Raw genomic sequence first — 26,470 nt, 5'->3', positions numbered from 1 at the left:
TATCATATGCCTAATATGCCATATGGGTTCACATGAGATGATTAATGAAAGCTGTAGCAATTCCTAAGTAAATCAGAATACTGGTAATGTCATTTAATGTTGTGATAAAAGGACCTGAAGCAACTGCAGGGTCAATATTCATGCGGTGCATCACTAATGGAATCACTGCACCAGCCAACGTTGCCACGACGATTGAACAACAGATGGCCACACCTACCAACAATCCTAGAAGGAATGTATGTTGCCAGAAGTATACAATGCCGAGCGCGATAATACCGCAAACAACCCCCATGATTATGCCGGTGACCATCTCTCTAAGCATTAGTGCCCATTTGTTATCTTCTTCTGAATTCCCTGTCGCAATCCCCCGGACCGCAACCGCAAGCGCCTGTGTACCACTATTCCCTGAAGTCCCGCCAATTAACGGTATAAATGCTGCCAACAACGCTACTTTTTCAAGCGTATCAGTAAATAGATCAACTAAATTAGCCGTAATCATACCAAGGAACAACAGTATGACAAGCCAAGGTAATCTTTTTTTGGCAGCCAAAAAAGGATTCTTGTCAAATGTATCCATATCTGAAACACCTGCTAGCTTGGAATAGTCCTCAGATGCTTCTTCATCAATAACATCAATAATATCATCAACTGTGATAATACCGAGCATTTCATTTTTTGAATTAATAACGGGGACCGCTAGGAAGTTATAGTCCTTCATAATCTGAGCTACATCTTCCTGGTCATCCGCTACCTTCACGCTTACGACACGATCGTTCATAATTTCATGGATTAGCGTATCTTCATCCGCAATAATTAAATCACGCAATGAAATGACACCTGCCAAATGTTCTGCATCATCCACCACAAAGATATAATAGATGGTTTCAGCATTCGGCGCCTCATTCCGCAGTATCGTCATAGCAGACCTTACAGTGGAATTTTCAGGGATTGCCACATATTCCGTGGTCATAATAGAACCCGCAGTATATTCCTCATAATGAAGAAGCTCCCGAATTTCCTGGGCATCTTCATTGCTCATTAATTTTAAAAAATGGCTAATTTGGTCTTTGTCTAATTCATTTAATACATCGACCGCATCATCCGTGTACATTTCTGAAATCATTTGCGCCGCATAAATAGGCGTCATTTCTTCAAGAAACCGAGTATATCCATTATCGTCAAGTTCTAGAGCTTCGAAGATTTCCGCCAACTCTTTCGGGGACAAGTATTGATAGATCACCTGTCGTATATCTGGTTCCACCTTCTCATAAAACTGTGCCTGATCATATGGATGAAGCGATAAATACTCTTCTCTGAATGCAAGTGTATCGCCTTGGTGAATTAACGAGCATAAATGCTCTTCATCAAATTGTACTTCATCATTTTCTGTTGTGTTATCCATCATGCATGTCCCCTCCTCTCGATTTGGATCTTTTTTAATACCTTACTATAATAGTTCGAAGTTTCGACAAGGGTCAATTCTTTTTTAGTGTTTCTATCGAATCAATTTCATAAATCCGTTTTCATAAAAGAACGTTTTAACCTTTTATTTATTCATAATAGTTCTGGCTAGACACACTTTGCAGTGGGAGACTTAATCAATTCATTCTTGCAAGTATTCAGCTCAAGCTCTACCTGCAGTGATCACTATATCTACTGCACTATACCCCAAAAATATCATATAAAAAAAAGCCTGGGACATAACTAAAGTAGTCCGTTCCCTGTGCTCCAAAAGATCGCTTTCCGCGGGGCGCACCTTGAGCCTCCTCGTCGCTTACGCTCCTGCGGGGTCTCAAAATTGCACTAAATCCCGCAGGAGTCGACCTTTTTCCGCTCCGGTTCACTCCCAAAACTGAATAGGGGTTTGGGATATTTAAAGGCAGTCATATAGAAAAAATGCATGAAGGCGTATTGTCCTTCATGCATTTTTATTTTTGAAATTATGGCCCAGCCTCTTGTTAATTTACACCACTATTTGAATGGCTGAGCAAAATATGCTCCATATCTTCCGGAAGATTGCTATACCATATCATTTCCTCTTGGGAGAGAGGATGTTGAAGCTTTAGCGAAACACAGTGCAGCGCCTGCCGTCTAATCAATGTGCACTTTCCTCCATATAAGTCATCACCCAACAATGGATGTCCAAGCGAAGATAGGTGTACACGAATCTGATGTGTTCTGCCTGTATGCAAAGTCAAACGAACATGGCTTACTTCTTCTCCATTTACATTAAAACGGTTTAAGACAGTGACATCCGTATGGGCGTATTGTCCATCCTCTGTTACTTCACGTTCAATAATGCTTCCTGCTTTTCTGCCAATCGGTGCGATGATTTGCTGAAAGTCTTCTTTCACGTGGCCATGTACAAGAGCTTCATATGTTCGGTAAATGGTATGCGATTTTTGTGCTTCGCTGAGCAAATGATGTATATGGCGGTGCTTTGCTATACACATCAACCCTGATGTATCGCGGTCTAATCTTGTGACGATATGAACAGTGGATGCCACATCCTGCTCTTGCAAATGCCCCGCAATCTTATTCGCAATACTGCCTGTCGGATGGTCATGTGAGGGTATAGAACTTTGACCATCCGGCTTTTCGACAATCAATAACGCTTGATCTTCATAACAGATAGTTAAACGTCCTTTTTCAGGTATTAAGCCAGCACTCATCTCTTCTTTAGGAAAAATAACCTTAATTTCATCGCCTTCTGTTAAGGGATGACGCACATTCTGTTCTTCTCCATTGACCAACAGTGCGCCACCGCGAAATTTGATCGCTGTTAATGTTCTCTTCGAAATGCCAAATTGAGCTAGTGCATCTCTAAGTAATTGTCTATCTAGAGATGCATGAAACGTTAAATGGTATCGTAAATCTTTCATTAGTCCCTCAAATCGCTATCAATAAAGGAGTCATGTACACGTTGCCAGAAAGGAAATGCTCTAAAACGCGCAAATCTCACTTTATCTTTTGCCACACGATATTGAATGGTTTTCACGTTTTTATGCAAAAGCTGAATATGATCAATCGTTACCATAAAATCATCCACCTTCACTGGCTTTAATACACAGTTGTGATGTGCAGGTAACACGAGCGAAGAGCCAACTGTACGGAATACGCGATTATTAATAGAAGCCATTTCCGTTAGTTGAATTGTCTCTAATGATGGATGAATAATGGCTCCTCCTAGTGCCTTGTTATAGGCTGTGCTGCCGGAAGGAGTAGAGACACATAGACCGTCGCCGCGGAAACGTTCAAATAGCTTACCGTTTAACTCTATATCCATTACTAGTGTGACCTCTGGCGACTTCACAGTAGATTCGTTTAGCGCTAAATAGGTAAAACAATCCGTATTGTCTTGATAATTAATCGTCATTTCTAATAATGGGTACTCAATTACATCAAACTCATTTTTAGCAATTGAAATGACCAATTTTTCAATTTCAGCTGGCTTCCAATCTGCATAGAAACCGAGATGACCTGTGTGGATTCCTACAAAAGCCACTTCTGATAGCATATGTGTATATCTATGGAAAGCCTGTAATAGTGTACCGTCACCGCCGATAGATAAGACTATTTCCGGCTTTTCTTCGTCTAATTCCAACCCGAAATGTGTTAAATAGTTGATAGCTCGTTCCATCAGTTCATTAGACTGGGGATCATTCCGTGACTGAACTGCGAATCTCATCGTTTTCCTTCATCTCCTTTCCCTTGGCTTTGGCGCACTTCTGGATTGTTTGCTTCTTTATATTCTGTGAAATATGCCTGCGCTTCTCGAATTTCCTCGCGAATCTCAGACATCTCCTCATCAAGCATGAATGCCGCTTCGGCTGCGCTTTGAAGACGCTTTTTTATCTCGTCAGGAAATAACCCTTTATATTTATAGTTTAACGAATGTTCAATTGAAGCCCAGAAATTCATAGCGAGCGTTCGTATTTGGATTTCTGCCAATATCTTTTTTTCGCCCTGAATGGTTCCGACAGGATATTCGATTATCATATGATAAGAACGATATCCACTTTTTTTCACATTCGTAATATAATCTTTTTCTTCTATGATATGTAAATCATTTCTTTGCCGCAAAAGGTCAATCACAACTGGTATATCATCGACAAATTGGCACATAATTCGCACGCCTGCGATATCTTGCAATTCATGTGCAAGTGTATCGGAAGGTTCAAAGACCAAACCTTTTTCCAATGTCTTATCATATATACTTGCAAGCGGTTTTACTCTGCCTGTGACAAATTCAATCGGCGATGTCCTATTTGATTTCTCAAATTGAGCACGTATTCCTTTTAACTTTATTTTCAATTCATCAACGGCTTGCTTATATGGCTGCAAAAAGCGATCCCATTGTCCCATGATAAGTCCCCCTAACACATTTAGGCTTCACTCAAAAGTTGTGCAAACACTTCCTCAACCGCTGTTGTAAAAGCTTCGCCGTAATTAGAGTTGCCTTCAATATTATATATTAGCGATCTTAATTCATCCCATAGATGAACTAATTCCACTTTACCCGCATCCCATTTTAACACAGGTACTGCATTTATCTGCATAGCAGCAGCTAAATTCGGCCAAATAGCTTGCGGGAATTCCACATAGCTATATCCCTCTTCCTCGTCCATCATATATACAAAAGTCATGGCATCCGAGTCTGTAATAAGCTTGCCGGACGGCGTTCCCATTATATTCTCCTCTTGGTTTTCAAGTAGAAAATTAATATGTGTGTTTTCTAAAGTACTACTGCCAATCGTATATGTTTTTCTCACTATTCTTCTCCCCTTTTGTGAAGTGTTTCTCTTGTTTTGTATTATGGATTTCACGATCAAATTGTTCGCTCTTTACTTAGTTGTAGAACTCCATATTATTTTATCATAAAGACGTTCTTTTCTAACCATATTCTTCATTTTTACATCTGTACACCTTTGTTGTCATTTTAGCCTATATTCCGCTATAATTCAGGATAAGAAAGGGTGAAAAGAATGCCCCAAGAATTAGAAATTGAATTCAAAAATATGCTGACAAAAGATGAGTTTATCAAACTCGCCAACTATTTCAACCTAAAACAAGATGACTTTCGTGAACAAACCAATTATTACTTTGATACAAGGGACTTCTTACTGAAACAGCTGCGTGCAGGTCTCCGTATACGAAAAAAAGGCTCTTCCTTTGAATGTACATTAAAAGAACCGTTCACCGGTATAGGGCTCATGGAAACAACGGACAGGCTAACTGCAAGCGAAGCAGACTCTTTTCTAAAAGGAGAAGGCCCACTTGCTGCCTCAGAAGTAAACCAACGGCTTGAAGCATTAAAAATTAATATAAAAGACTTAAATAATATAGGTACACTTATCACCAAACGTGCCGAAATAAAGTACGAGGGTGGTCTTCTAGTTTTAGACCATTCAAATTATGGACGTACGGAAGACTATGAACTAGAATATGAAGTATCAAATGAGGAAAAAGGAAAAGCAACATTCCTTGAATTTCTTGCTAGCCATTCGATTCCCATCCGTCCTGCAGAGAAAAAAATTGCCCGCTTGATGAATGCGAAAAAATAAGATCTTTCTCTTATTACATCATGTGTAAGGGGTATTTTTTACAATCTCTGTTTGATAAAAAGTGAGGTCTATTCATGAACATTCAATCTATTCTTCCATATATACAATCACTTAATACGAGTACGGCAGATATAAATGGAAATAACACAACAAATTCTTTTGCTAACATGATGGGGCATTATGCTGGCTTATCAACAGAATCATCCGATACTTCGCAAATGCTTGGTATGTCTAATGCTTTGTCGAATACAGGAACACAATTATTGCAATTATTATCTTCTAGCGGTATGCAGAATAGTAATTTAGCCAACGCCTTCAATCCGACCCAACTGTTGGGCAGCTTAGGCTCCTTATCCAACAGTGCCAACTCGCTTTATTACAACGGGACATCTCCCGTTTACAGTCCAGCTACGATGAACTTTACAAATGGTTCCGCGTCTGTGTTAAATACAAAACAGCAGCCCGTGAGTGCCGCGACAGGGTCTGGGCCACAAACGGGTTTTGATGAGTTAATCACGAAGGCTTCCAATATGTATGGGATTCCGGAAAAAATGATAAAATCGGTAATTAAACAAGAATCTGGCTTCAATCCAAGTGCTACTAGCTCCGCTGGTGCAGGAGGTTTAATGCAATTAATGCCGAGTACCGCTAAATTCTTGGGTGTTTCCAATGTGTATGATGCCGAACAAAATATCATGGGCGGTACTAAATATTTAAAACAATTATTTGATAAATTTGGGGGCAATTACGATTTAATGCTCGCTGGATACAATGCAGGACCTGGAGCAGTTGCAAAATATGGCGGCGTTCCTCCTTATAAAGAAACGATGAACTATGTGCAATCTATTATGAATACATTTAATGCTTAAGTCTCTTATATTACTGGCCAATCTTAGCTAACTGTCATCTTTTTACGTTTAATTATGTATGATTTTAGCACGTAGATTGGCTTTTTACTTTGTACTCTATGAAATTTGAAATAGATAACGTATCATTTGTTTGAGAAAATAGAAAGAGGTTGATAAAATAGGATTACAGCTAAAGCAAAGGAGATACATCTATGATGCAAAAACCTATTATCCCATTTGAGGAAATTGGTGAGGAAAGACTCTATAAATTAATTGATATTTTCTATTCAAAAGTTGCCAACAATCCGAAGCTAAAGCCTATATTCCCTGATGATTTAACTGAGACCGCCCGCAAACAAAAGCAATTTCAAACACAATATTTAGGCGGTCCCAACATTTATACACAAGAGCACGGCCATCCCATGATGAAAGCTAGGCATATGCCATTTAAGATTACTCCTGAAAGAGCTCAAGCTTGGTTGGAGTGCATGTCCGAAGCTATGGATGAAGTCGGCTTAGACGGCAAATTTAGACACGTGTACTATCAACGTCTTGTCCAAACTGCACATCACATGATCAACACACCGGACGAAGACGAGGAGGTTTTAGAGTGAACAATATTCAGTATTTAAGCGAAAAACCTGCTGTCTCCCCATCTCTAAGCAAACCGATTGAACTTTATGTGTTCATTGATTTGCTTTCTCCGGGGAGCTTTGAACTTCAAGCGCTAATCCGACAATTACAAATAAACTATGGCCATTATTTTTCAATGCGCTTTGTCCTGAGCACAGAATTAAATTCTTTAAACAGTGCTTGTCAGCGTATTAATAGTTGCCAAACACAAGAAGAGCTAGTGGACCTATCACATCCTGTCCTGCCTTCCATCGCCGTAAAGGCTGCGGAACTGCAAGGAAAAAAAGCAGGTTATCGCTATTTAACTAAGCTCCAGGAATACACCTATTTAAACACAAAAAATGTATGCCAATGCAGTACATTACAAGAAATCGCTTATGAAACAAATCTAGATGTAGAAGAATTCCAAACAGACTTTTTATCCGTGGAAGCTTCCCGCTCTTTCCAAAATGATTTATGCATCGCACGAGAAATGGAAGTAGATGAAGTGCCAAGCTTTGTATTCTTCAATGAAAATATTGAGGATGAGGGATTAAAAGTTTCAGGCAGCTACTCCTATGAAGTCTATGAAAAAATATTAGAAGAATTACTCGGTGAAAAGCTAGTTTGCCAGCAACCGCCATCAGTAGAAGATTTATTCCATCGCTTTCATACATTTACAACAAAAGAATTAGCAGCAATTTATCAAATTTCCCCTTCTACTTGTGAACGTGAGCTAAAGAAAAAAATGTTGCAACAAAAAGTAGACCGAGTGAGTTATGAAAACTTATCGCTCTGGCGTTTAAAATAAATAACAAAAAAGCCCTAACTGTTGATAACAGTTAGGGCTTTTTATATTGAGATATAACATTCTAAAATTGGCAAAAAAATAAAGAAGCATCTCTACGGGAGATGCTTCTTTTCACAAAGGGGATGGGAGAAATGTTCACGTTCAAACAAAGGGGTGTATGTTTGTTTGTGATTTATTTCACATCTATTACTTTAGCACGGAAAATCGCATATATCAACGCTTTGAACATCTTTTCACAAAGTTGTCAAATAGAAAGCGTTATCATTGAATATTATCCATTTATTCACAGGGCTTTCTTATATATGCGTACTAATTTGATATGTGGATGAAGTGGGGATAGCTACACTTTCCTGGGGTCAGACTTCTCTAATACTTTCTATTAGCAATATCCCCCGTCTGTACCCAAAGCAAAAAAGATTGAACTCTTCAACTAGAGAGTCCAATCTTTTTCATTCGTTTATTGTTCTGACAAAAGCTTTTCTAATTCTTCTAAGTTTCGCTCGAACACTTTACATGCTTCTTCAATTGGGGATGCAGATTCCATATCAACACCAGCAGCTTTTAACACATTGATAGGATAATCTGAGCAGCCTGCTTTTAGGAACTCATTGATATAGCGCTCTACAGCTGGTTTGCCCTCTGATAAAATTTGAGAACTTAATGCAATTGCAGCACTTTTACCTGTTGCATATTGATACACATAATAGTTGTAGTAGAAGTGTGGAATGCGAGCCCATTCCAAGCCGATCTCTTCATCTACGACCATGTCGTCACCAAAATATTTCTTATTTAACTCATAGTATACTTCAGTCATACGATCAGCAGTTAGAGCTTCACCTTTTTGGTCCATTTGATGAATAATATGCTCAAATTCTGCGAACATTGTTTGACGAATAATGGTGCCACGGAAGCCTTCAAGCCAATGGTTTAAGATATAAATTCTTGTTTTCGGATCATCAATTGTTTTCAGCAGGTAGTCATTTAACAATTCTTCATTACATGTGGATGCTACCTCTGCCACAAAAATTGAATAATCACCGTACACGAACGGTTGATTGTTGCGTGTGAAATAACTGTGGACACTATGTCCAAATTCATGCACAAGTGTGAACAAGTTATCCAGATTGTTTTGCCAGTTCATCAGAATGTATGGATTTGTTCCGTAAGAACCTGATGAATAAGCCCCGCTGCGTTTGCCTTTGCTTTCTAAAACATCCACCCAGCGATCTTTTAAAGCTTGCTCAACGATACCTACATACTCATCACCCATCACACTTAAGGATTTGAGCATATGTTCCTTGGCTTCGTCATATGTCATATCAATTTTTGATTCAGCGACAAGTGGTGTATAGACATCCCACATATGCAATTCATCTACTTGAAGCATTTTTTTGCGCAATGCAATGTAGCGGTGCATCAACGGTAAATACTTGTGGATAGTTTCAAGCAATTGATCGTATACTTTTTCTGGAATATGATTTGCGCTCATAGCAGCTTGGCGGGCAGAATCATAATGGCGAATTTCAGCATTCACATTATGAGCTTTCACATTGCCTGATAACGTTGCGGCAAATGTATTTTTAAAATCTCCATACGTTTTGTACATCGCACGGAATGCAGCCTCACGGACTGAGCGATCTTTGCTTTCCAAGAAATGAACATAGTTGCCATGAGTTAATTGAACTTCATTACCTTCTTCATCACGTACAGTTGGGAATTCCAGGTCTGCATTGTTCAGCATGCTAAAGGTATTAGAAGAAGCACCCGTTACCTCAGACATTTGCGAAAGCAATGCCTCTTGCTCTGCAGGCAAAATATGAGGGCGTTCATTATTAATTTCTTCTAATTCATGTGTATATAATTGGAGATCCTTATTTTCTTTCAAATATTCTTTAATTACCGCTTCATCCAACGCTAAAATTTCCGGCGTCAAGAAAGACAGGCTTGTAGAAACCTTTGCATATAATGTTTTAGCGCGACTGTCCATAGCTTGGTATGTGGAATTCGTTGTATCTTGGTCATTGCGCATATGAGAATATGCATAAAGCTTTCCAAGCTTAGTATAAACTTCATCGCGGAAACGAAGGACTTTAAGCAATGCATCCGATCCTTCAGCAATAGTACCTTGATATTGCGAAGCCTGTTTCGCCAATTCTGCTAATTCTTGATAAGAAGTTTCCCAATCAGCATTTGACTGAAAAATATCTTCCAATTTCCATGTTAATTCCTCTGGTACTTCTTCTCTTGTAAGTACTTTCGTTTTTTCTGTCATTACTTAAACCTCCTACTTTCAACTCCAAAAATGGACTGCTCTATTATTTTCTCAATTTTCTTAAGTTTTTGCAAGAAATTGGCTATAAATATAGTGAAATATCTTTTCTTCCTCATAATGGCTAAATATATCTTCAATATCTAAATGATTTAATATTTCGCTATAAAAACGAATTGATTCTGTATCTACACATATGCCATGTGAGTCAGTGAAATCCTTTGCTAATTTTAGACTATAAGCCATACAATTTTGATGCTGTGTATATAAAAAATATAGCCATAACAGCTGCCATTCAACTGCTTCTATTGAATGCGGCTTTTTATTTATTGGAATGCCAACAAATAAGGGCAACTTCTCAGGGATGACTCGTAAATAATAGCAAGCACGTAAAAAGGGATCCTTTACTCCCCTCTTGCTTATATGTAGTCTTCCTCTAAGAACTCGTTCTCGTTCCCTTTTCCAAAGCTGCCAATATTTCAAGCATTCATTCTTTGTGAGTGCACTTGCACGCAAAAAAGGAAAGTGCTGTTGGTCAATGGCAAGTGTTTGTACCTTTGCAATGAAGCGATACCCGCCAATAGGAAGCAGATAATTAAAGTACACGAATAGTTTTAAAGTGGGGTTGTAGGTGATGAGATGGGCATGTTGATTACTATATGTGATGAACTGCTGTTTAAATGGGGATAAACGTATTTGTTGAATTCCATCTTTATGAGGATTTTTGGCCGTAGGGGTATGTAAAATCCATAGTGGAATCATTTTTTCCTTGTGATAGCCAGTTGTACGTTTTACCATTTGGGGTTTGGAAATCGTACTGTATTGAAATTCAATAGCATATTGCTGTTCTTCTACTTTGATAAGAAGATCGGGACGTTGCATTAAACTTTTTAGATAAGGCTCTAGCTTTGCCTCTATCTGCAGTCTTTGAAACATTTCATATAAATGCCGTTTTCCAAGCAGGTGTGTAGCTGTCTCGCCTTCTGAAAAATACTGGCAAGACCCTTTCTTTCTGTGTGCAAAATGCGGAATCATCACTTGTCCAATTTTTAAATGCACGGCTTTTTGGCATTGCGGACAAAAAAATTGTTCTTTTTCTCTCAAACGACTTAACCCATTTTTATCCTCATTTCCAGACAACAAAATGAGCTTGTTCGAGGAATCAAGTGCCGTCAACATTCAATCACCTCCACAAACCAAGTGTAAGAATATTCAACACTGAATGCAAACAAAAAACCCTCTCTACTTGGAAATAGAGAAGGTTTCAAAGAAACTGTTAGAAGTATTTTCGTACTGTTTCTAAACAGTTTTTATCCATAATTAATTTTCCGTATTCTTCTAAAAGGTGAATGGTTGTATCTGCTTCTTCTGCACATTCGGAGATAACGCTTAGATAGTCTTCTAAATCATCCATCGTCATTTCCTCGTCAAAGTCAGCATGCAAGAAATACTTGCCTTTCATCTCGAAAAGTGATGTTTCAAAGTTTGCACTTTGCGGCATTCTTTCTGCTATATCAATTATGTCGTCAAAGTCTTTTAGGATAAACGTATATCCATCTATATCATCCTCAACTTCGCCGAAAATTGTATCAAAGTTAGAGGAACCCGCCTTCGCATCAAGCCCACTAAACGCATTTTCAAAAAACTTTCTTTTTTCTTCAATACTGGAAGGGAGATCCATCAAACCATCAGGAGATAACTTTGTAGATGTTACCGTCAATTCGAGACCTTTGTCAGTTGCCACAACTTGGATCCATAACGGGCCATCCATTTCAAAATCTATATCATCATTAATTTCTTCCATCATAACCCAGAAGAGTTCTTCGCCTTTATCACGGTCATACCAAATTTCATCTTTGGTGAATCCTCGTTCTTCAATATCAACGTAAGAAATGAAGAGTTTTAGTGTATTCTCATTAATGCGTTCCATATCCATTTTACACAACCCCCTTCGGTCCATAATTATAATATTCTTCAACGATCATGTAGCCAGATTTTCAAGGTGTATTACTTTAACAGCGTCTATTACTATTGTATGACGAGATGGTGAAAAATGAAAAGGATAAATCTTAGGAAATATCAATAGTATATGAATTATAATAGTTTTAAGTTCCATTTGCCAATAAGAAGCAATAGATTATGGCAATGTGAATAGAATGTATTCACCGCAATTGTTTTAACATTATATTCTGATGCCTTGCCATTGTTGACACATCGCTGTTCTTTAATATCCTCATGTCTTTACCTTCTTCTTTACCCACAAATGGCTTTTAAAAAACGAAAAAAGCTAAAACCCATCAGACGATGGATTCTAGCTTAGCTTGTACACCTGTACTTGATCTATACAGAGTTAGTTCACCATTTTTTGCGCTTCTTGCAATTGGTAAGCACGAACTTTACGTGGTAGGAAACGACGAATTTCATCTTCGTTGTACCCCACTTGCAGACGCTTTTCGTCTAAAATGATTGGACGTCTTAATAAGCCAGGATTTTCTTGGATTAACTCATATAATCGTTGTAAAGGTAATGATTCAACGTCTACTTTTAATTTTTGGAAAATCTTTGAGCGTGTAGAGATAATCTCATCTGTGCCATCTTCCGTCATTCGTAGTATTTCTTTAATTTCGCTTATGCTTAACGGCTCCGCGAAGATATTTCTTTCTTTATATGAAATCTCATGTTCTTCTAACCATGCTTTTGCTTTTCTACATGAAGTACAACTCGGTGATGTAAAAAGAGTGACCATCATCTCAAAAACACATCCTTTCGAAAATGTGAGTTAATGTATATAGGAATTGCTGTATTGTTAAATTAGAATTACTCTAATAAAGAAGTCTAACATCATTATACACCATAAATTCTCATTTGAATATACACAAAATAGAAATTACATCAATTGATTGACGACTAAATATGACGAATTATTCTATTATGTTCAGTTTCACTATTATTCGTCATAGAGCAATTCTCAGTTATATCTGTATTATCCCCATTTTCAGGAACAACTAAACATAAAAATCCAGAATAATTTTCTCAATTAATACCTTTACACTGAAAATGAGTTGCTATACTATTATTTACGTTTAATTGCCAAAAAGGTTCCAAAACTTTTTGAAAAGATGAAAAATAAAGAAGATATTTTTTAGATATTCTCTAACTGACTTGCAGTAGACAAATAAAAGCTTTCTCTATAATTGGAAGTTATGCAACAGTTGCTTTTTCAAAAACGCTATATTATAATTTTCACCATATTGATAAAACGTTGAAGAAGAAGAGTACTTATAGTTCGTTTGTAAAGAGAGTCTGTGGCTGGTGGAAACAGATCATACGCTATAGGGAATGGGCTTCTGAGTAGCTTTATGAAAACATAGTAGTAAGGCTCGGGTTTGTCCTACGTTACAGGATTAGAGTGGCCGGATTCGGCAAACTTGGGTGGTACCGCGGATACATAACATTATTCGTCCCTTTTCAGAGGGATGAATAATGTTTTTTGTTTTTATAAGAAATTTTTAGGAGGAAAAAGAAATGAAAAGAATTTTTTCAGGTGTACAACCAACAGGTGTCATTACATTAGGAAACTATATTGGGGCCTTTCGTCAGTTCGTGGCTATGCAGGAGGATTATGATTGCATCTTTTGTATCGCTGATGAACATGCAATTACTGTACCGCAAGACAGCGATTCACTAAGAAACAGCATACGAGCTCTTGCCGCTACTTATATTGCAGCAGGCATTGACCCACATAAATCAACATTATTCATTCAATCTGAAGTTCCTGCACATGCACAAGCGGGCTGGATGTTAACTTGTACAGCTTATATCGGAGAATTGGAACGCATGACTCAATTTAAAGATAAGTCGAAAGGAAAAGATGCCGTTTCAGCAGGCCTTTTAACTTACCCTCCATTAATGGCAGCAGATATCTTGCTTTATAATACAGACATCGTTCCTGTTGGAGAGGATCAAAAACAACATCTTGAAATCACACGTGATCTAGCAGAGCGATTCAACAAACGCTATGGCGAAGTATTTACTATTCCAGAAATTCAACTCCCTAAGAACGGCGCTCGCATCAAATCACTTCAAGATCCATTGAAGAAGATGAGCAAATCAGATGAGAACAAAAAAGCAACAATCCGTTTGCTGGATACGCCAAAAGAAATCGAGAAAAAGATCAAATCAGCCGTTACTGATTCGGAAGGTATCGTGAAATTCGATATGGAAAATAAGCCAGGCGTTTCTAATCTTTTAACTATTGAAGCAGCGTTGAGCAATATGTCGATAGACGATTTAGTCTCAAAATATGATGGACTTGGCTATGGTGCTTTTAAAGCTGGCGTAGCGGAAAGTGTTATTCAACACCTAACACCAATTCAAGAAAGATACAATGAATTAATTGATTCACCTGAATTGGATGAAATTCTGAATGTTGGTGCTGAGAAAGCCAACAAGATTGCAAGTGAAACTGTTACGAAAATGGAGTCCGCGATGGGCTTGGGAAGAAAAAGACGGTAATCAGTCCAAGACATGCTCCTAAAAAGATTTTAAAATCCACTGTCTTCAAGATGAAAATAAATACATCAGACCATGGATAACCGAGAGCATGATAGTTTAAATACAAAATCATATGAGTGGCGGTCAATACAACTAGTCCATAACAAATTAAAAAAAATAAGAATCGCATATCATTATCCTTTTCTTGTTTTTTTATTTCAGTGATTGAAAGAGATTTGTTGTGTGAAATTTCGCTTTGTCGTTTAAAGAATCTATTATAAGCTATGAAAAAAAGCCTTTCTCTATTCATGAGAAAGGCTTTTCTACTAGTTTTAACTTTTTGTATTACATTTTTTTAAACAGTAGTGAAGCATTATGTCCACCAAAACCAAGCGAATTGCTCATCACGTATGAGATTTCTTGCTCTCTTGCTTTATTTGGCACATAATCCAAATCACATTCTTCATCTGGTGTTTCAAGATTCATTGTTGGTGGCAAAATATTTTCTTGCAACGCCAACACAGAGAAGATTGCCTCAATGCCACCTGCTGCACCAAGTAAATGGCCGGTCATTGATTTAGTTGAACTGATCGCTAATTTATAAGCGTGCTCTCCGAAAACTGTTTTGACCGCTTTCGTTTCGAATAAATCATTATAGACCGTACTTGTTCCGTGAGCATTAATGTAATCCACTTGCTCAGGAGATACTTCTGCATCATTAAGTGCCTGTTGCATAGCACGTGCTGCTCCTTCACCTTCTGGAGCAGGAGCCGTGATATGGTGTGCATCACCTGTTGAGCCGTAGCCAATAACTTCTGCGTAAATTTTTGCACCACGGTTAACCGCATGTTCATATTCTTCCAGGATCACAATACCAGCACCTTCGCCAATGACGAAACCATCACGATTTTTATCGAATGGACGTGAAGCTGTTTTTGGATCTGGATTTAATGTTAGTGCAGTATTTGAACAGAAACCAGCTACTGCCATGTTAGTAATCGGGGCTTCTGCTCCACCTGAAATCATGACGTCAGCATCACCACGTTCAATTACCTTGAAGGCGTCACCGATTGAGTTTGTACCTGATGCACAAGCTGTTACTGAACATGAATTAATCGCTTTTGCTCCGAAATGGATGGATACTTGACCCGCAGCCATATCGGGAATCATCATTGGTACGAAAAATGGACTCACACGACGTTGCCCTTTTTCAAGGAAATTATTATATTGCTGTTCAAATGTCTCCATTCCACCAATTCCTGAACCAATCCATACACCCGTGCGCAATCCGACCTCAGGCGTAATTTCTAGGTTTGAATCTTCAACAGCCATAATAGATGCAGCTAATGCATATTGAGTAAAACGGTCCATTTTTCTCGCATCTTTTTTAGAAATATATTTTTCAATATCAAAGTCTTTTACTTCAGCAGCAATTTTAGCCGGAAATTTTTCTGGATCCAATCTTGTTAATGGTCCAATTCCAACATGGCCTGCTTTAATATTTTCCCAAGTTGTTGAAATATCGTTTCCTAGCGGTGTTACTGCTCCAATACCAGTCACTACTACTCGACGTTTTGCCATGGTTATAATTCCTCACTTTTCCTTTGTGTTATTTTCCCCATCTCATTGCAACAGCGCCCCAAGTTAATCCAGCTCCGAAACCTACTAAAACAAGTAGATCATCATCTTTAATGCGGCCGTTCTCCAACTCTTCTACTAACGCATTACCAATTGAAGCAGCTGAAGTGTTACCGTATTTGTGGATAACTGACGACATTTTTTCAGGCGGTAATTCCAACCGTTGTCTAGAAGCTTCCATGATACGGATATTAGCTTGATGCGGAATCAAAAAGTCTACATCATTTTTTGTTAAGCCTGCTTTATCAATTACATTTAGTGCAGATTGTCCCATTTGACGAACTGCAAATTTAAATACTTCGCGGCCATTCATTGAAAGATAGTTTTCTTTCGTTTGATATAGATGATTTCCACCTGAACCGTCTGAACCCAATTCAAATGAAAGTATACCTCTTCCTTCAGAAACTTTACCTACCACTGCTGCAGCTGCACCGTCTCCAAAAAGAACGGCTGTATTACGATCAGACCAGTCAACAATTTTTGTTAGTTTTTCAACTCCAACAACCAAAACATAATCGTAAACACCTGACTCAATAAACTGCTTAGCTGTGACTAAACCATAAATATAGCCAGCACATGCTGCAGAAAGATCCATCGCTGCTGCATTAACTGCACCAAGCTGGTCTTGTATCATGCAGGCTACACTCGGAAACGGCTGATCCGGCGTAACAGTAGCTACTAGAATTAATCCAATTTGTTCTGGTTTTATGCCAGCGTCTTTGATCGCTTTATCTGCTGCTTCAAATGCCATATGGGATGTATCTTGGTCATCTGCAGCGATATGACGTTCTTGTATGCCAGTACGTGTGCGAATCCATTCATCTGACGTATCCATCATTTTTTCTAAATCAAAATTTGTTAATACCTTCTCTGGAACACATCTTCCTACTCCAACAATCCCAGCATTCATGAGGTAGCGCCTCTTTTCTTATTATCAATTATTAGTATCTGGTCTTAATTATAGCGAATAATTCTCTTTTTATCAATATGAATCAATTTTGTTCTTATCAGATTGCAAAAGTTTCTTCCAAAAAAATAAAACGTTATGGTATGATAGAGTTGATAAAAAGTGAAACGAACACTCAGATTTCATGAGGTTTAATCCTCAATTAGTGCGCGTTGAACCAATCGGGCATTTATGGTCAGTAACTCTTCTAACCATTCGTTATCACTCAAGTGTTGAGTTGAGGTCTTGCTGCCCCATAATGCGGATAAAAGTGAGCTAGAGGTGATTATATGAAATACATTATGTTAGTGATTTGGTCAGCATTATTGGTTTCCACATTAAACTATGTTGTGAGCTCAATCAATAATGTGCCATTAGATGGACCAGCATTCACAAAAGGATTATGGATATCACTTATCATTTCAGTATTAATCTTAATAATGGATGCAGTGATTCCAAAAGATTCACCAAAAGAAATCGGTCAACACGAATAATGACTAAAAAACCTGTCCCAAATAATGGACAGGTTTTTTATTTTGAAGAATGATTATTTACTTTCTTTATGAATGGTTACTTTACCATCCTCCAAGGCTACTACTAATCGGTCTCCGGCGCTTGCTTCGCCTTTTAATAATTCTTGCGCTACCAAAGTTTCAATATAGCGTTGAACAAAGCGGCGTAGTGGACGTGCGCCAAATGCAGGGTCAATGCCTTCTTTAACTACCCATTCTAGTACATCTTCATTTACGATTAGCTCAATATCTTGTTCTGCCACCCGTTTTTGAAGGAGTGCTACATATTTTTTAGCAATTTCGTAATATTGTTTTTCTGATAAGGAATGGAACATCACGATATCATCAAGTCGGTTAAGCAATTCAGGTTTAAAATGTTGTTTCAATTCTGCCATTACTAGATCTTCGATTGCATGATCGCTATCTTGCCCTTTTAACTCCAACAAATAGTGTGAGCCAATATTGGAAGTTAAGATAATGACTGTATTAGTAAAGTTGACTGTACGCCCTTGACTATCGGTTATGCGACCATCATCCAATATTTGTAACAAGATATTCGCTACATCAGGATGAGCTTTTTCAATTTCATCGAGCAACACAACAGAATAAGGATTTCTGCGAACGGCTTCTGTCAATTGACCGCCTTCTTCGTATCCAATATATCCTGGAGGTGCACCCACTAATCTTGAAACACTGTGTTTTTCCATGTATTCGGACATATCTATACGAATGAAATGATCTTCTGAATCAAATAGCTGAGCAGCCAATGCTTTAGCTAATTCTGTTTTGCCGACACCTGTTGGACCTAAAAATAGGAATGAACCAATAGGCTTGTTCGGATCTTGAATGCCAGCTCTTGCACGCCATACTGCTTCCGTCACCAAACGTACCGCATCGTCTTGCCCAACTACACGTTCATGCAATGTGTCTTTCAGGTGCAATAGCTTTTCGCGTTCACCTTCTACTAATTTAGTCACAGGAATACCCGTCCATCTTGAAACGATTGATGCAATCTCTTCCGCTGTTACATCTTCTCGTAACAAACGGCTCTCATCATCAGTTTGCAAAGATTTTTCAAGCGATTGCAGTTCTTTTTCTAATTCTGGAATTTTGCCATGGCGCAAAACGGCAGCTTTGTTAAGATCATATTGATTCTCTGCATCCTCTAATTCTCTACGATAGCGGTTTAATGTTTCCCGTTTTTCTTGGATAGCTTGCAGTGCATTTTTTTCTGATTCCCACTGCTCTTTCATATTTTTAGATGATGCTTTTAATTGATCTAACTCTTCGCGTAAAGCTATAAGCCGTTTTTTGCTTGCTTCGTCTTTTTCCTTTTGTAACGCTTGTTCTTCAATCTCCAGCTGCATTTGGCGACGTGTTACTTCATCTAGCTCTTGTGGCATTGAATCGATTTCAGTACGAATCATCGCACAAGCTTCATCGACTAAATCAATCGCTTTATCTGGTAAGAAGCGCTCTGTTAAATAACGATTAGACAATTCTGCTGCCGCTACAATCGCTCTATCATGAATTTTTACGGCATGATGCAATTCAAAGCTTTCCTTTAAACCACGTAAAATGGAAATAGTATCTTCTACTGATGGCTCTCGCACGAGTACTTGTTGGAAGCGACGTTCAAGCGCCGGATCTTTTTCAATATACATGCGATATTCATCAAGCGTTGTCGCGCCAATACAATGTAATTCACCGCGTGCAAGCATTGGTTTAAGCATATTGCCTGCATCCATTGCTCCGTCTGTTTTTCCTGCGCCAACAATAGTATGAATTTCATCAATGAATAAAATAATACGTCCTTCACTTTCTTTGACTTCTTTCAAGACACCCTTTAACCGTTCTTCAAATTGGCCACGGTAGCTCGCACCAGCCACTAATGCACTCATATCAAGCTCATATATGAGATGATCCTTTAATCCTTCAGGTACATCTTTTTTTACAATACGCTGTGCAAGGCCCTCAACAATAGCTGTTTTTCCTACCCCAGGTTCACCAATTAATACCGGGTTATTTTTCGTTTTACGGGACAATATTCTAATAACATTCCGAATTTCTTGGTCTCGACCAATGACAGGATCCATCTTTCCTTTTTTCACTTCTTCTACTAAATTCCGTCCAAATTGTTCTAATGGGCTTTTTTGCTCTTCGTTATTCATTTGCATTTGCATTCAAATCAGCTCCCTTTGACCATTACTGACCTTATGTTAATTTTATTATATTCTTCTCTATCTTTAATGTAAAGTAATATGTTTGACCTTATTTGACTATATAATAATTACCATTATTTACTGTATTCACATGACTATCATTCTAACTAGGCTGTGTTATAATGAGAAAAATAGATTACGTGAAGGATGGGATAGGTATTGGCAGATTTGGATCATTTTGAACCGCTTCCACAAAAGATACGAAAAATCTTTGAAGAACATGGTTCATTGATTAAATTTCCTAAGAGTAGCCATATTTGCATCGAGGGAGAGCCAGTTAAAGATCTTTTCTTTATCGTAGCTGGAAAAGTGGTTGTATCGAAAGAAACTGCAGGAGGCAAAGAATTGTCGCTCCGAATTTGTGGCAGTGATGATTGTATTGGTGAAGGAATTGTTTTTAGCACATCTGGTTTTTATCCACTGAGTGCGAAAACATTGGAAGCCTCTCAAATTCTTACATTAGATGCAGGCCTTTTCGAAATACTTTTAGCTCAAGAACCTGATTTGTTAATTGAGTATATTAAATGGCTGCAGCTTCAAAATTTAAAAACCCAAACGAAGCTGCGTGATTTGCTGCTATTTGGCAAGAAAGGTGCGCTATATTCCACTATCATTCGTTTATCCAATACGTACGGTGAAAAACTAGAAAATGGTGACATTCTAATTAACTATCCATTAACAAACACTACGCTAGCAAATTTGTGTGCTACAAGCCGTGAAGTAATCAATCGTACGCTGCATGAATTAAAGAATTTAGACGTCATTTCTTTTGATAAAGGATTGATTACCGTCCATCAATTAAACTATTTAAAAGATCAATGTGAATGTGATAACTGCCCTATTAGCGTCTGTCGTATTGACTAATGCTTCATCTTCTATGTATACCCTACTGTCATGAATATATTCGGAATGCTTATATAAAAAATCAGTGAAGAACTAGTTCTCCACTGATTTTTAATTTTTATCGAATACCTAATGCCATTTTTGCGTAGCGTGACATCTTATCTTTAGACCAAGGCGGATTCCAGACAACATTGACATCTACATCTTTTACTTCTGGAATTTCAAATAAAGCTGTACGGATTTGATCCACAATCACTGGTCCCAGTGGGCAACCCATAGAAGTAAGTGTCATTGTGATGACGCATAGTCCTTCTTCAGACATATCCACGTCATAGACTAAACCTAAATTGACGATATCTATACCCAGTTCTGGGTCAATAACATTTTCAAGTGCACCTAGAATATTTTCTTTTAAATCTGCATCCATGGTTTTATCCCCTTTCTTCATATTGTTCCCTAATCATATCATCCCTAAATCACTATGCCAAATGGTCAGCAAGGAAAGCAGTCCCTGCAAGCATCCCTGCACGAGATACTTTGTGGCCAGAAGACGAATCAACCATAAACGCCAAATCTTCTGGATGATCCTGATAATAATCTTTTTGAAGTAGTTTATAAAATTCATGCGTAGGCTTAAATGGTACCATTTGGTCCTTTTTGCCATGCCAAAAGAATACAGGGCGACCTAACAGACCTTCTGGTTCTTTACTTAAGTCAAAACGACTAAGCGTTTTATACATTCTCTCTAACTCTTCGTCATTCAACGGAATTTTAAACCCTTTTTCTTCAATGCCGGCAATTTGTTCCTTCGCTAATTCTACATAAGCTGGAGAGCCCATCATAACAGCCGCCGTTTTGATCCACGGATATACTTTCAATGCGCCAAGCGTCACAATGCCACCCATTGAGGTTCCAGAAAGGCCAATTTCACCTTCTTTTGCCAACCCTTTTTCTAGCAGCTGGTTGCGTAAAAATTGTACTTCTTCGATAGAAGTTAAAACAATTTCCCAAAAACGAAGACTCAACTGAACTTCATCCAGTTCTTCTTCGCGTTCCCCATGCAATAGCGCATCAGGCAATAATACACGTAGACCCTTATTTACTAACTGGTAAGCATAATGTAGATTATGTTCTTTTGCGCTTGTAAATCCGTGCAAAAAAATGACAGTGGGCGCTTCTTTTGTCGCCGACTGTTCATTGTATATATGAAGTAAAGGGATATTGCCCCAAATTTCATGGTCCACTTTCATTTCATTCACTCCCTCATTTCGTTATGTCAATGTTATCAAAAAAAAGAAAGTGAAGCCAATCTGATGTTATATACTTATGGTTTCAAGCCTACTAATACTGCTATATCCTGTGGTTTTTTTAACACGTATTCCGCTAAGTCATAGCCCTCTGTTGTTTTCGCTCCCCACAATGCCAGGGCAAAATGTACTCCTGCTTTATAGGCGCAATGCATATCATAGATGGAATCACCAATGTACAGCGCGCTGCTACTTGGTACACCTAATCCTTCTAGGCAAGCCAATAGTGGTTCTGGCTCTGGTTTGTGTTTGACTGTATCGTCAGCGCAAACTATATACTGAAAATAGGTATTCAATCCAAATGGTTCGAACTCTCTTTTCAATTCGTCTCTTGTTTTAGAAGTAACAATCCCCATTTGGATCTGCTTATCAGCCAATAACTCTATGATTTCTTCTATATCGCTAAACAATCCAACCTCATCAGCATATTCTAATACGGCTTGCGACCACTTCTTATCCATTTTATCTACATTCGTAACAGGGAGTTGCTTGAGTGCCTCTTTCCCCGGTATTCCTAAAGAAAACTTTAGATCATCTAATTCATAACTTAATCCTTCTTCTTTCAATACCTGCTGTAGAGATAATAAGATGGCTTTTTCTGTATCCAATAAAGTACCATCAATATCAAAAATAATCGATTTGTACATCTGAACTACTCCCCTTTGTTAGTTATTCTAAAATATATATAACCTTTAGAAATACATTAAACCCTTTATTGTGAATAAACTTTGACTAAAGCCTTATTGAAAGGATAAACTTTAATATATCTTACCAACTGAATCAACTTCATATATCCATTTAAATAGTGTATAAACGAACGTTTTTATTTTTAATCATTCAGAATTTCTGCCAATTAACGCTTCGCTTCAAACGGCACTTTTCACGGACTTACACTATAAAATAAAGAAAGCTCGTTCATTTCAACTATATGGTGAAAATGATTCAGCTATTGGCATTTAAACATATGTATTCCTATGATGAAAATTTCACTTAAATCACAGGACTAGCTAAATTTGGACTACACATCGACAAAACAAATAAGAAAAGGAGTTATCAGCATGGCACAACAACATTTAATTGTTTTAGATTTAGATGGAACCCTATTAACTGATGAAAAAGTGATTTCTGATAAAACAAAGGCCACATTGCAAAAAGCTAGAGAGGCCGGACATGAAGTCATGATTGCAACAGGAAGGCCCTATCGTGCAAGTAAATTGTTCTATCATGAACTAGGTTTGCACACACCCATCGTCAATTTCAATGGTGCATTTGTACATCATCCTCTAGACCAAAACTGGAAGACAGTACATAAGCCGATTGACTTAAAAGTTGTACAAGAAGTCGTAGAGTCATTAAACAGAGAGCAGTTTGAAAATTTAATTGCCGAAGTCATGGATGACGTGTATGTACAATACCATGATGAGAAGCTATTAAATATATTTAGTATGGGTGACCCGAAAGTAACGACGGGAGACTTGCATCAATATCTAAAAGACAACCCAACAAGTTTGTTAATTCAAGCGAAAGAAAGCAGCGTGCCGAGCATTCGTCAATACCTGGCAGACACGAAAGCCGAATTGATTGATCATAGGCGTTGGGGAGATCCTTTCCCGGTCATAGAAATCGTACGTCATGGCTTGAATAAAGCTGTCGGCCTCTCTCATGTAGCGAAAGACCTGGGCATTCCTCGCGACCGCATTATTGCTTTTGGCGATGAGGACAATGACCTTGAAATGATTGAATATGCAGGTGTAGGCGTAGCAATGGGCAATGGCATTAGCCAACTTAAAAATATTGCGAATGAAGTAACAACAACCAACAACGAAGACGGAATTGCTGAATTCCTTATTGATCGTCTTCATATATAGAGAATAGAATACAGGGGGTTTTAAAATGAGAATTTACGCAGATAGCGCATCTGATTTGCCAAAGTCTTTTTATGAACAAGAGGATGTTACACTCATCCCACTTCGCGTTCATCTAAAAGGAAAAGAATATGATGACATCATTGGCGTCGACATGGATGAGGTGTATCAAGCCATCCGGGATGGAGAATCATTAAAAACCTCGCAAGCTTCACCCGAACGTTTTTTGAAGGAATTTAACGCTTTAGGTCAATCCGGAGAAGAAGGAATCTACATTGCTTTCTCATCTGAACTTTCGGGAACCTACAATACTGCCGTCATGATGGCGCAGCAGGCAAAAGAAAATTACCCGGATTTAAAGCTAACTATTATTGATACAAAATGTGCCTCTCTTGGTTACGGACTAATCGTTAAAGAAGCTGCCCGCATGAAGAATGAAGGCAAATCTTACGATGAAGTGACGGAAAGAGCGCGATTTAACGCACTCCATATGGAGCATTTATTTACAGTAGATGATTTAGATTATCTTGCAAAGGGTGGCAGACTCTCCAAAGCGAGTGCTTTTATCGGTGGCCTTTTGAGCATTAAACCTGTTTTAGATGTAGAAGATGGAAAATTGGTGCCTATCGAAAAATATAGAGGGCGCAAAAAAGTATTTAAACGCCTGATAGAGTTAATGAAAGAACGAGGCGACTCACTTTCTGAACAAGTGATTGCCATTAGCCACAGCGATGACCTCGCTGCAGCAGAGGAAATGAAAGCTTTGATTGAGGAGAATTTCCATCCTAAAGCAGTAGAAATTCATTTAATCGGATCCGTCATTGCGGCACATACAGGGACAGGTACTATTTCTGTCTTCTTCTTAAATCAGCTGCCCGAAAAATAAAAGAATACAAAAAAAGCTCTTTCTTATCTTTTCGATAAGAAGAGCTTTTATTTTATGCTTTTTTCCCTCTACGTCCTCTACGAAGCAACAAAACAATGAAGGTAATAAAGATGACATACACAAGTCCTAGCGCTATCATATAAGGAATATTAATTCCCTTATGGTCAGTAACTTGGTAAAACTCAACAAGTTCACGGTCTAAAACAATGTTGTATTTTTCATCTTCTTTTTGTTGGCGCACAATATCTTTTTCAAAGATGCCGTGCAGTTCCTTATTATTACCAATCACAGATGGATCCAAAACATATCTCTTTGTTTTATCTGTATTATTGACAACTATAATCCATTTTTCTTTTCCAGAGTAGCGCTCATATACGATTAAACCATCTTTATTTTCTAACAGCTTAAATTTCCCTGTACGCAATGCCTCCGATTTGTTTCTAACTGATTGAAGATCTTCAATATAGGAAATAATATCATCTTTTGTACGGAAATCCATTGGCGCATGTGATTCATCTGTAGTCACACCATTTTGCGCGATTTCAGTACCATATGAAACAATCGGCACACCAGGCAATGTCATGATTGCTCCCAGTGCAACTTTAATCCGTGTAGGCGGGAACATGTTTTCTTCAGCAGATGCATGTGTAAAGCGAGCACTATATAAATCATCAAGCATTAGTGCAACAGGCTTTTGCGAGGTATCGTTAATACTATTACCTAATGGCTTCTCTAGCTGTGAAGAGTCTTGATCCACATTCTTAAAGATGGATTGGTATGTATCAATCGTATGTTTGTTTACTTTCAAATCAAAATCAGCATCGCTTGGCTCATTTGTAATCACATACAAATTTTTATTTTTTTGTTTAAGCGCTGTAATCATCTTATTGAGAAATGCAGTGTCTGCTTTGCCAAGCTCCGTTAATCGGATTCCATCCACTTTATACTTACCTACAAAATCTACTGCTGCCTGTATTAATGCGTCTTGTACAGCAGGATTGGATGTCTTCCAATTGATGCGGTCAGAATTTGCTAGCTCGTACCAGTCTTGATGGCCTTTTTCTAATACCCATGCATGATTTTTACTTACATTGTTAATCGGAAAATCTACCATCGTTTTAATATGGTTTTTATGCAAAGTTCCAATTAATGATGAAAATTCTTTGCCTGTACCGAAATGGCGCTCAATTTTATTGTAATCTACAACGGCTTGTCCATCATATGTTTCGGATGAAAAAACAGAACCTAATGAAAGCATGGTAAAACCTAAATCTTGAAAATATGAAAGCTTAGTAGCGATCCCATCAAAGTCTCCACCATGAAAAGCTTTTGGATCTTTTGCATTAATATTATAATCATTCTCTACATTTTTATCGAAAAATCGGTCTATTAATACATCATAAATACTTTCATTTTGAATTTGGGGTGTCTCTTCTTTCGCAGATACTGCCGGGGCTGTGCCAATTGCCGTGGCCAGCAATATGGATGCAACTGCAGTACTAATCCATTTTACATTCAACTCGAAGTCCTCCTCTATAGAACTGTCCAACATAATTTTAACAAACGAATAACAATCTCTCCATACGTACTTGCAAAAAAAATGTAATCCTTCTGTAATTTCAACAAAGTTGTGAATGTCCTTTGACAGAAAAA

25 protein-coding genes and 1 other annotated feature are annotated in these 26,470 nt (G+C 38.0%); of the genes, 9 read left to right on the top strand and 16 right to left on the bottom strand.

Annotated elements, in window-relative coordinates:
• Positions 1-28: 28 nt before the first annotated feature.
• From mgtE to M2M59_RS03575, 5 genes are all read right to left on the bottom strand, one after another.
• Entirely contained in the window at positions 29-1,405 is a 1,377-nt protein-coding gene (gene mgtE, locus M2M59_RS03595; RefSeq protein WP_249775541.1) for a magnesium transporter, read from the bottom strand.
• A gap of 553 nt (positions 1,406-1,958) precedes the next feature.
• Positions 1,959-2,882 carry an RluA family pseudouridine synthase gene (locus M2M59_RS03590; RefSeq protein WP_147194550.1) on the bottom strand — a complete coding sequence of 308 codons (924 nt, stop codon included), beginning with the start codon at positions 2,880-2,882 and terminating at the stop codon, positions 1,959-1,961.
• Complete coding sequence (locus M2M59_RS03585; protein WP_066784812.1) at positions 2,882-3,688, bottom strand: NAD kinase; 807 nt, start codon at positions 3,686-3,688, stop codon at positions 2,882-2,884. Before M2M59_RS03585 ends, M2M59_RS03590 begins: the two co-directional genes overlap by 1 nt.
• A complete protein-coding gene (locus tag M2M59_RS03580) occupies positions 3,685-4,365 on the bottom strand; it encodes a GTP diphosphokinase (protein ID WP_066784810.1) in 681 nt (226 codons plus the stop codon). The genes M2M59_RS03585 and M2M59_RS03580 overlap by 4 nt, the downstream gene beginning before the upstream one ends.
• Before the next feature lie 20 nt (positions 4,366-4,385).
• Positions 4,386-4,772 (bottom strand): UPF0738 family protein, encoded by a 387-nt coding sequence (locus M2M59_RS03575; protein ID WP_147194553.1) that lies wholly within the window; start codon positions 4,770-4,772, stop codon positions 4,386-4,388.
• A gap of 213 nt (positions 4,773-4,985) precedes the next feature.
• Between M2M59_RS03575 and M2M59_RS03570 the strand changes: the two genes are divergently transcribed.
• The 4 genes from M2M59_RS03570 (at position 4,986) to M2M59_RS03555 (ending at position 7,835) form a co-directional block, all read left to right on the top strand.
• On the top strand, positions 4,986-5,564 hold the full coding sequence (locus tag M2M59_RS03570; protein WP_147194555.1) for a CYTH domain-containing protein: 579 nt from the start codon (positions 4,986-4,988) through the stop codon (positions 5,562-5,564).
• 74 nt (positions 5,565-5,638) lie between these two features.
• Complete coding sequence (locus M2M59_RS03565; RefSeq protein ID WP_249775540.1) at positions 5,639-6,433, top strand: lytic transglycosylase domain-containing protein; 795 nt, start codon at positions 5,639-5,641, stop codon at positions 6,431-6,433.
• 191 nt (positions 6,434-6,624) lie between these two features.
• The gene (locus tag M2M59_RS03560) at positions 6,625-7,026 is read left to right on the top strand and encodes a globin domain-containing protein (RefSeq protein ID WP_249775539.1); all 402 of its coding nucleotides are present in this window, start codon (positions 6,625-6,627) and stop codon (positions 7,024-7,026) included.
• Positions 7,023-7,835 (top strand): DsbA family protein, encoded by an 813-nt coding sequence (locus tag M2M59_RS03555; RefSeq protein WP_147194558.1) that lies wholly within the window; start codon positions 7,023-7,025, stop codon positions 7,833-7,835. The genes M2M59_RS03560 and M2M59_RS03555 overlap by 4 nt, the downstream gene beginning before the upstream one ends.
• A 457-nt stretch (positions 7,836-8,292) precedes the next feature.
• Here the strand turns inward: M2M59_RS03555 and pepF are convergent, their stop codons facing one another.
• From pepF to spxA, 4 genes are all read right to left on the bottom strand, one after another.
• Positions 8,293-10,107, bottom strand: coding sequence for an oligoendopeptidase F (gene pepF / locus M2M59_RS03550; protein WP_147194561.1), 1,815 nt, complete (start codon positions 10,105-10,107; stop codon positions 8,293-8,295).
• Positions 10,108-10,167: 60 nt separating this feature from the next.
• Entirely contained in the window at positions 10,168-11,283 is a 1,116-nt protein-coding gene (locus tag M2M59_RS03545; RefSeq protein ID WP_249775538.1) for a competence protein CoiA, read from the bottom strand.
• A gap of 97 nt (positions 11,284-11,380) precedes the next feature.
• Positions 11,381-12,040 (bottom strand): adaptor protein MecA, encoded by a 660-nt coding sequence (gene mecA, locus M2M59_RS03540; RefSeq protein WP_147194567.1) that lies wholly within the window; start codon positions 12,038-12,040, stop codon positions 11,381-11,383.
• 414 nt (positions 12,041-12,454) lie between these two features.
• On the bottom strand, positions 12,455-12,850 hold the full coding sequence (gene spxA, locus M2M59_RS03535) for a transcriptional regulator SpxA (protein ID WP_066791827.1): 396 nt from the start codon (positions 12,848-12,850) through the stop codon (positions 12,455-12,457).
• A gap of 507 nt (positions 12,851-13,357) precedes the next feature.
• Positions 13,358-13,573 (top strand) — a binding site (T-box leader).
• A 56-nt stretch (positions 13,574-13,629) separates the two neighbouring features.
• Between spxA and trpS the strand changes: the two genes are divergently transcribed.
• Complete coding sequence (gene trpS, locus M2M59_RS03530) at positions 13,630-14,619, top strand: tryptophan--tRNA ligase (protein WP_147194570.1); 990 nt, start codon at positions 13,630-13,632, stop codon at positions 14,617-14,619.
• Between the two features lie 324 nt (positions 14,620-14,943).
• On the opposite strand, the gene fabF is transcribed toward trpS, so the two are convergent.
• Both fabF and M2M59_RS03520 read right to left on the bottom strand, forming a co-directional pair.
• Positions 14,944-16,179 (bottom strand): beta-ketoacyl-ACP synthase II, encoded by a 1,236-nt coding sequence (gene fabF / locus M2M59_RS03525; protein WP_249775537.1) that lies wholly within the window; start codon positions 16,177-16,179, stop codon positions 14,944-14,946.
• A 28-nt stretch (positions 16,180-16,207) separates the two neighbouring features.
• Positions 16,208-17,146 carry a beta-ketoacyl-ACP synthase III gene (locus tag M2M59_RS03520; RefSeq protein ID WP_066784782.1) on the bottom strand — a complete coding sequence of 313 codons (939 nt, stop codon included), beginning with the start codon at positions 17,144-17,146 and terminating at the stop codon, positions 16,208-16,210.
• A 326-nt stretch (positions 17,147-17,472) separates the two neighbouring features.
• On the opposite strand from M2M59_RS03520, the gene M2M59_RS03515 reads away from it, so the two are divergent.
• Entirely contained in the window at positions 17,473-17,676 is a 204-nt protein-coding gene (locus M2M59_RS03515) for a YjzD family protein (RefSeq protein ID WP_066784779.1), read from the top strand.
• A 53-nt stretch (positions 17,677-17,729) separates the two neighbouring features.
• On the opposite strand, the gene M2M59_RS03510 is transcribed toward M2M59_RS03515, so the two are convergent.
• The gene (locus M2M59_RS03510) at positions 17,730-19,877 is read right to left on the bottom strand and encodes an ATP-dependent Clp protease ATP-binding subunit (RefSeq protein WP_147194573.1); all 2,148 of its coding nucleotides are present in this window, start codon (positions 19,875-19,877) and stop codon (positions 17,730-17,732) included.
• 198 nt (positions 19,878-20,075) lie between these two features.
• Here M2M59_RS03510 and M2M59_RS03505 point away from each other — a divergent pair, with 198 nt between their 5' ends.
• Positions 20,076-20,780, top strand: a complete 705-nt coding sequence (locus M2M59_RS03505; protein ID WP_244946639.1) for a Crp/Fnr family transcriptional regulator — start codon at positions 20,076-20,078, stop codon at positions 20,778-20,780.
• 97 nt (positions 20,781-20,877) lie between these two features.
• Here M2M59_RS03505 and M2M59_RS03500 read toward each other — a convergent pair whose 3' ends face one another.
• The 3 genes from M2M59_RS03500 to M2M59_RS03490 all read right to left on the bottom strand — a co-directional run bounded on the left by M2M59_RS03500 (position 20,878) and on the right by M2M59_RS03490 (position 22,713).
• Positions 20,878-21,186 carry a metal-sulfur cluster assembly factor gene (locus M2M59_RS03500; protein ID WP_066784777.1) on the bottom strand — a complete coding sequence of 103 codons (309 nt, stop codon included), beginning with the start codon at positions 21,184-21,186 and terminating at the stop codon, positions 20,878-20,880.
• Positions 21,187-21,238: 52 nt separating this feature from the next.
• A complete protein-coding gene (locus M2M59_RS03495) occupies positions 21,239-22,009 on the bottom strand; it encodes a prolyl oligopeptidase family serine peptidase (RefSeq protein ID WP_147194576.1) in 771 nt (256 codons plus the stop codon).
• 74 nt (positions 22,010-22,083) lie between these two features.
• Positions 22,084-22,713, bottom strand: coding sequence for an HAD family hydrolase (locus tag M2M59_RS03490; RefSeq protein ID WP_249775536.1), 630 nt, complete (start codon positions 22,711-22,713; stop codon positions 22,084-22,086).
• 411 nt (positions 22,714-23,124) lie between these two features.
• Here M2M59_RS03490 and M2M59_RS03485 point away from each other — a divergent pair, with 411 nt between their 5' ends.
• Together M2M59_RS03485 and M2M59_RS03480 are read left to right on the top strand one after the other, a co-directional pair.
• Complete coding sequence (locus M2M59_RS03485; protein WP_147194582.1) at positions 23,125-23,934, top strand: Cof-type HAD-IIB family hydrolase; 810 nt, start codon at positions 23,125-23,127, stop codon at positions 23,932-23,934.
• Between the two features lie 25 nt (positions 23,935-23,959).
• Positions 23,960-24,817: a DegV family protein gene (locus M2M59_RS03480; RefSeq protein WP_147194585.1), complete on the top strand. Its 858-nt coding sequence runs from the start codon at positions 23,960-23,962 to the stop codon at positions 24,815-24,817.
• 52 nt (positions 24,818-24,869) lie between these two features.
• Here M2M59_RS03480 and M2M59_RS03475 read toward each other — a convergent pair whose 3' ends face one another.
• The gene (locus M2M59_RS03475) at positions 24,870-26,336 is read right to left on the bottom strand and encodes an alpha-amylase family glycosyl hydrolase (RefSeq protein ID WP_184117513.1); all 1,467 of its coding nucleotides are present in this window, start codon (positions 26,334-26,336) and stop codon (positions 24,870-24,872) included.
• Positions 26,337-26,470: the final 134 nt, after the last annotated feature.

It is taken from the genome of Rummeliibacillus sp. G93, from assembly GCF_023515935.1.
GTDB lineage: Bacteria > Bacillota > Bacilli > Bacillales_A > Planococcaceae > Rummeliibacillus > Rummeliibacillus stabekisii.
This window is presented reverse-complemented; position numbering and strand designations above follow the sequence as displayed.